The following is a 6,400-nucleotide window of genomic DNA, read 5'->3' as shown; positions in this document are numbered from 1 at the left end:
ACTAATGATGAACTTATAGCTTATCTCATTCAGTCTGAATGGGACGATCGCCAGAACCGAAAGGTAGAACGCCTAACTAAAACAGCCCGCTTCAGGTATAGCGCCGTTATGGAAAATATCGATTATAACCACGACCGAAATATTGATAAAAACCAGATACAACGTTTTGCAAGCTGCGACTTTGTAACGCAAAAGGATAATATATTAATCACAGGAAGTACCGGGGCCGGGAAAAGTTATATGGCATCCGCCATAGGTCATCAGGCTTGCTCATTAGGCTTCAAAACGATGTACTTCAATACTTCTAAGCTTTTCACCATGCTTAAAACATCCAAGGCCGATGGCTCTTATTTAAAGCAAGTAAACAAGATCGAAAAACAGGATCTCCTCATACTTGACGACTTTGGGCTTAAAGGCCTGGATAATATTAACAGGCACTCCCTGATGGAGATTATTGAAGATAGGCACGGAAAAAAATCTACCATAATAGCCTCCCAGTTACCGGTAGAGGCCTGGCACGAGATTATTGGAGAACAGACTATTGCAGATGCCATATTGGATCGCCTAGTTCATACGGCTCACAGAATAGATATCAAAGGGGAATCAATGAGGAAAAAACTTAAAAATAAATAGTAAATTTAACCACAATAGAATCGATTTTGAGCACTTAGTTTGCTATGCTCACTTTCATCCGGCGCACGTGGTTCACTTTGACCGGCTCATCCACTCAGAACACAGTTCTATACAATTCTGCACAAAATTATGAGAACAACGAAAATCTACCAAAAACACCTAGTTCATATGACGCTAAAGCAAAATTCATTAATCTATTCGAAGAATTTCGAAACCTACAAAAATTCTATTCCAACGAGGAATCAATAGAAGAAAGATTAAAAAAAATTCAACTTAACCCAAAGTTGAAGTTTGAATTTGAATCCAATTTTATTGAGGATTATACTGATTTTATAATCAATTATTTAGATACAGAAACCCCTCAACCGCATATAAATATATTTCTTTACAGTATCAAAGAATTTGAAGTTTGTATAGATGCTAAAGATTTTTCAAATACTATTAAATATGTTGATATTATGAACGAGCATCTGGAGTAAATTGCAAAGGTTGTGCGAATAAGTTACTAATCAATATCACATTAAAGAGAACAGTTTTCAAATGGAAACTAATAAAGAATTAAGAAAAAAGGAAAGCTTTGAGTGTTCGTATTGCGGAGAAAAAGCTAAAGTAGTTGATATTTATCAAGATTATTTTGCCATTCTTATTCGCTGTGAATCATGCAAGACTTTTATTGAAAAGTTAAGTGATTGTGAGCACAATTTTGGAACTTATAAATTTAAGTATTCCGAAGGAATGATACAGGTAATAACTAGATGTATCAAATGCGGCAAATTCAAAAAAGCTCACAAAAAAAAAGATTTTAATCTTGAATCACTTGAGTTTTATGATAACAGCCTCGAAAATGAATATTACCAAAATCTAAACAAGGCTAGAAGACAATTTTATAAGAAACAAGATTCTATAAGATTAGCTGAAAAGAAATTGACAAATGCCTGGACCATTCAAAATTGGTATCAAGGGTATCTTGAAAGTAACATGTGGAAACGCAAAAGAGCCTGGGTGTTCAATAGGTCCAAAGGACATTGCGAAAGATGTGGTGAGCCTGCTGCACAAGTCCATCATAAGACATACGAGAGATTAGGTTATGAAGCTCCAGAAGACTTAATGGCCGTATGTATGAGCTGCCACGGCAAAGAGCATAGTGAAAACCCTGGGTTGGATGTGGTTAGTCATTTTAAGTTGAATGAAATTACTTAACGTTGCGTTATCTTGAATCAATACTAAATCTCAAATAACCTAAGTCCCTTTTCTTCTAATTCTTTGGGTATCCCCAGCATTATTGGTTTAGAATGAATTACTACAAAAAGATAGAAGAAAGGAATTAAAAAACTATTTAAGAATCAGGTTCTTCTTTGAGAGTTCAAGCATTATCTTCTGAATAGAAATGAATTCTGTTAAGTATACTGAACAAACCCCAAACCGTGTATATTTTTATCATAACCTGAGAAACTTTTATCAGCATAGGTTTTCAAACAATCCATTACAAAATCTCGCCCTTCTAATGAATTTGTATGACTGTTTCCACAGGCGGACCCTCCTTTTTTAGAACAAAGGAAACGAGCTGAAATTCCAGAAACAAAAGCAGCTGCAAAAGAAGTTCCTTCATAAAGAATATTATTGTTATTGAATGTTCTATATGCTATGCTTTTATCTTTGGCTTTTAAACCTCCAGGTGCAAGAATAAATTTAGAATCATCAATTCTGGAATATCCATTAAAATGGGTTCCAGGTGTAAAAGAACCTACTGCTAGAACATTATTAAAACTGGCAGGCATTTTAACAGATGAAGTATTATTACCTGCAGCAGCAACAATTAAAGGTAGAGCACTTGAGCCTCTTTGTTCATCAATCACTTTAAAAAGGGTTTCAAGTTGCTGTGAATTTATCATTATATCACTTCCACAATTGGCACATCCTCCTAAACCATAAGCGAAAGCCAAACTTAAATTATAAATTTCAGGTTTGTATTTTGTTTCGGCTAAATATAAAGCTGACAAAAGGCTACCCACGGTGCCTTGATTATCCATCACTTTGAAGGAAAGGATTTGAGCTCCAGGTGCAATTGAATTAATAATATATGCTACTAAGCTTCCGTGGCCGTTATTATCAACTGGTTTAAGATTTAATGAAGGAATATCTGTTGCGAACTGCTTGCTAAAAACTTGATTTGAATAAGGTAAAAAAGAAGGATTTATTCCAGTGTCCAAAATGGCTATTTTCACATTATCTCCACACCTTCGAGATTGCACATTACATTTTAGATTTTTCATTATATCCTCTATGACCTGTATATTAACGGTTGGCTCAGTATACAGAGGGGTTATATGATAATTCGGTATAGCTGTTTGAATATTATTCAATGCCCGATAATTTCTTGAAAATTGAAGTTCCTCTCCTTCTGGTACTTTTACCACTGAAGGAAAAGAATAAAACTTTTTATTTACATTTTCTTCTTCTTTTTCTGTATAATAGTCAATAAAATCTTCTACGGAATACAAAACATCAAACTCTCGACTCTCCAAAAAGCGTCTTCCTCCTTCTATGGGCTGAACAACTACTTCTCCAGGCTTAAAACATTCCATACCTCATAGATTTAGTTATGGTTTCCAAGTAACATTCACTTTGAAATTAGCTCCGATTGTTCCTTTTGTAATAAGGGGAACACCTCCTTCACTTGCAACATTGATTCCGAACTCAATAGAACATTCAGATGGCTTAGAACTAAATTGGTTAATGTTTTCAATAATCGCCTCTCCAGCTATCTCTATTACAGAAGTGATTTTTTTTAATTGTTCTTTGGAACCTTCTACAAAATCCTGAATGGAAGCTTGAGGAGTGATACTAGAGTTTGGATTACCGCCTACTTGAATATAAAAATCTACTGGTTTTTTTTGATTCGTTTTTTTTTTAGCGTTCATAAATATTGATTTTTAGATTTATAATTTTTATTAATTTCAATATTTTTTTCGTCCTTTTCATTATTGTAAAAAAAATACGGAGTTTCCCTATCTCCCTAATCAAAGAAGTAAGCCAAACTGTTGAACTATTTAAAAAATTCATTTATCTCGTAAAGAATTAAAATCACCAGCAAAGAAAGCAGAATAACAAAGTATTACTCAAAACAATTTGAAAGAATAAAAGTAATGGAAAAAATTCCATTAGAAATAACAATTAAAGATGACACTATCTCGACTCCAATTAGAGGATTATCGGCAATTGCAGAAGCTAAGAATTATTTACTAAATGGATATGAGAGGTATGTCAGAGATGCCAACATAGAAATTAATCAGAAAGGGAATTAATTAGATTCTATAGAAAAAGACTCTAAGTCTGAAATTCCTAACCTTTTAGTATAGAAAGAAATATCATTACTTGCAGTGAGCCAAGTAATGAAATTCATTGCATCCTCTTTTTTCTCAAAATTTAGTTGAGAATCATCTAATTTTAATGATTCCCCCCCTTTGAATATATGAAAAATTTTAGGAGCTAAATCCGATTTCCTCAGTAAGACAATTTCACTGGCTAATTTGTTTTTCAAAGTTGCTTCTCCGAATAAAAATTTTACTTCATGTTTATATTCTGGAATATATTTATCTCCACCTCTTATATTGCGATATAAATATTTGTATTCGACATAAGCAGTAACATCTTCTTCAATATCGGGAATAAATAGGTAGGTATATGTTTTATTAATACTGTCGAATGGATTTACTGTTAATCCAGAATCAGTTTTGAAAAAAAGATTGTCAAAAAGAGTTATTAGCAGTGGCTCCTTATACGGTCCAGTAAATTTTAAGTCCAAATTTATACTAGTATTCCCCTTTAGGTCTATTCCTTCAAATCCCTCCTGTCTAATTTCGAAACTTCTATCATTTAATGTGCCTGTAAGTTTTAAAATTTCATTTTGAAAACTTCTATTTTCACCCAACCTATCGGACGCTACAATCTTCGCAGAAGGTGCCAATTTTGTTATAGCACCTATGGTGTTTATATTTTCTCCAGTAGAACTTATTAGATTATTCAAATTGCTATTATTTGTTGAAGTCATGGTATTGCTCCCCCCATTTTCTGATTCCTCAGTAGATAATACTATATTATCACTTTCAGTAAACTGACCAGATTGAATAGAAGTAGTTTTATTAGTTGTTCCGATATTTGCAGACTGTTCGTATCCAACAGAAATAGATGCTTCTATTCCCTTCTCAGAAGTTAACGTGCCGAAATCCACCTGGGTATAGGCATTTTCAAATTTATTCCAGTTTATAATTTTAAGATTAGAGTTATCAAATGAAACTCTCAGGTCCAAAAATTGAATTCTATCTCCCACATTATTTAATGTTAAAAATTTTTTACCTCTAATAGTTCTTGGTTCAGAGGAATACACCCTTATAACACTGAAGAGTAAATTTTTGTTAAGTTCATTATCTACATACTTTGTCTTATACTTTACAATACCTGAAGACTTCTTTTTTGAAGGTTTTTTTAATTTTCCTGAAATATTTACATCCCCCATTAAATCCGAAATTTCAAAATCTGGATTATTAACCAAATAAGCCTGAATTACTTTCTCCTGGGCTTTTTCTGATAAATCAAACAAAGATTTGGGTTTCGAATTATCATTTTCTATTACCACATTTTTTTCCACAAAAACATTATTCTCTTTAAGTTCATCTTCAATTTTGTATGTGTTTGTTATAACATCTACATAATTCTTAACATCAGAATCTGAGAGCCAAATATTTCGAGAATTTTCATATCTTTTAATCAATTTGGGGGAGGTACACGAAGAAAATGTTATAGCTGTGACTACAAGTACTAATTTAGAAATTAGCACCATTTTAGAATTCCTTATTTTCATATTATTAAGATTATAGCACATAAATCTAATAAGAAATTATTAATTTTTTAATTATTTTTTTTTACGCAAGGCGTAGTCATGTGTAAAATTGATAATGTATCATAGTTGTGTGAATATTTTATCCTTTTAGTAGTTCTTAATTTACATAGCTTCAGGTTATGAGCTCTTATCTTTTAAGAATTTTCTCATATTGAATCTAATACTATATCACATCCTAGATTGTCGCTGATTTAATCTTCGAATTGACCACAAGAAGACATCCCAATTTTTGATTTTGTAGGGTGAGCAACCCATCCCTTTTCTTAATTTCATCACCCTCAAAAGTATCAAGCATTGCTCTAACTAACATAATTCCCAAAACCATATCCGAAAGATGCTAGAACAAGTGAGGCTTTATTTCCCCCTTCCATCCATTATAGTCGCCCAAATATCTAAATGTCTTATAAAATATGGTAAGGATGGATGTCAAAAGCTGGTTTTTTTAGAGGTCGAATGGGAAATGTGAAAAGGTGTGGCAATCCAGCTTTACAAGTTACAAGACTTATGAGCACCTAGGGTATGAAGCTCCAGAAGACCTAATAGCTGTTTGTATGAGTTGTTTTGATAAAGAACACAGTGAGAATGCTGGATTGGATGTTGAGAGTCATTTTAAATTGAATGAATTTAAAAAATTTTAATTCCACCGATTAAAGTGAAGATTAAAAGAAAAATGATGACTGGATAATATAGTATAGTCCTAAAATAGTGGTTTAATATTATCTCCCAATATAATGGTATCTAAGGACTATCTCATAAACTGTGTAAATAGAAAAATAACAGGGGTCGCGACCCCTGTTATTTTTTTGTCTAATTTTAAATTTTACACAGTATGAAAAAAGAGGATTTATTTAACGATGAATTTTTGAA

The 6,400-nt window shown here is 32.6% G+C and carries 7 protein-coding genes; 4 read left to right on the top strand and 3 right to left on the bottom strand.

The window, feature by feature from the left end; all coding sequences use genetic code 11:
- From istB to J0871_RS17170, 3 genes are all read left to right on the top strand, one after another.
- A partial coding sequence (gene istB / locus J0871_RS17180) for an IS21-like element helper ATPase IstB (protein WP_208226462.1) occupies positions 1 to 633 on the top strand: 633 nt, incomplete at its 5' end.
- A gap of 284 nt (positions 634 to 917) precedes the next feature.
- The gene (locus J0871_RS17175) at positions 918 to 1,112 is read left to right on the top strand and encodes a hypothetical protein (RefSeq protein ID WP_208226460.1); all 195 of its coding nucleotides are present in this window, start codon (positions 918 to 920) and stop codon (positions 1,110 to 1,112) included.
- Positions 1,113 to 1,173: 61 nt separating this feature from the next.
- Positions 1,174 to 1,833, top strand: coding sequence for an HNH endonuclease (locus tag J0871_RS17170; RefSeq protein ID WP_208226458.1), 660 nt, complete (start codon positions 1,174 to 1,176; stop codon positions 1,831 to 1,833).
- 197 nt (positions 1,834 to 2,030) lie between these two features.
- Here J0871_RS17170 and J0871_RS17165 read toward each other — a convergent pair whose 3' ends face one another.
- Both J0871_RS17165 and J0871_RS17160 read right to left on the bottom strand, forming a co-directional pair.
- On the bottom strand, positions 2,031 to 3,218 hold the full coding sequence (locus J0871_RS17165) for a S8/S53 family peptidase (protein WP_208226456.1): 1,188 nt from the start codon (positions 3,216 to 3,218) through the stop codon (positions 2,031 to 2,033).
- A 15-nt stretch (positions 3,219 to 3,233) separates the two neighbouring features.
- Complete coding sequence (locus J0871_RS17160) at positions 3,234 to 3,554, bottom strand: CU044_2847 family protein (RefSeq protein ID WP_208226454.1); 321 nt, start codon at positions 3,552 to 3,554, stop codon at positions 3,234 to 3,236.
- Between the two features lie 225 nt (positions 3,555 to 3,779).
- On the opposite strand from J0871_RS17160, the gene J0871_RS17155 reads away from it, so the two are divergent.
- Complete coding sequence (locus J0871_RS17155) at positions 3,780 to 3,938, top strand: hypothetical protein (protein ID WP_208226452.1); 159 nt, start codon at positions 3,780 to 3,782, stop codon at positions 3,936 to 3,938.
- On the opposite strand, the gene J0871_RS17150 is transcribed toward J0871_RS17155, so the two are convergent.
- Positions 3,935 to 5,494 (bottom strand): hypothetical protein, encoded by a 1,560-nt coding sequence (locus J0871_RS17150; RefSeq protein WP_208226451.1) that lies wholly within the window; start codon positions 5,492 to 5,494, stop codon positions 3,935 to 3,937. The two genes, J0871_RS17155 and J0871_RS17150, sit on opposite strands and share 4 nt — an antisense overlap.
- Positions 5,495 to 6,400: the final 906 nt, after the last annotated feature.

This window comes from Salegentibacter sp. BDJ18, from assembly GCF_017579965.1.
Lineage (GTDB): Bacteria > Bacteroidota > Bacteroidia > Flavobacteriales > Flavobacteriaceae > Salegentibacter.
Note: the sequence above shows the minus strand (reverse complement) of the source record. Positions and strands in the feature narration are given on the sequence as shown.

Excerpts from the sequence above, each read along its gene's own strand:
- J0871_RS17170 (WP_208226458.1), top strand. The coding sequence starts at position 1,174 with ATGGAAACTAATAAAGAATTAAGAAAAAAGGAAAGCTTTGAGTGTTCG.
- J0871_RS17165 (WP_208226456.1), bottom strand. The coding sequence starts at position 3,218 with ATGGAATGTTTTAAGCCTGGAGAAGTAGTTGTTCAGCCCATAGAAGGA.
- J0871_RS17160 (WP_208226454.1), bottom strand. The coding sequence starts at position 3,554 with ATGAACGCTAAAAAAAAAACGAATCAAAAAAAACCAGTAGATTTTTAT.
- J0871_RS17155 (WP_208226452.1), top strand. The coding sequence starts at position 3,780 with ATGGAAAAAATTCCATTAGAAATAACAATTAAAGATGACACTATCTCG.
- J0871_RS17150 (WP_208226451.1), bottom strand. The coding sequence starts at position 5,494 with ATGAAAATAAGGAATTCTAAAATGGTGCTAATTTCTAAATTAGTACTT.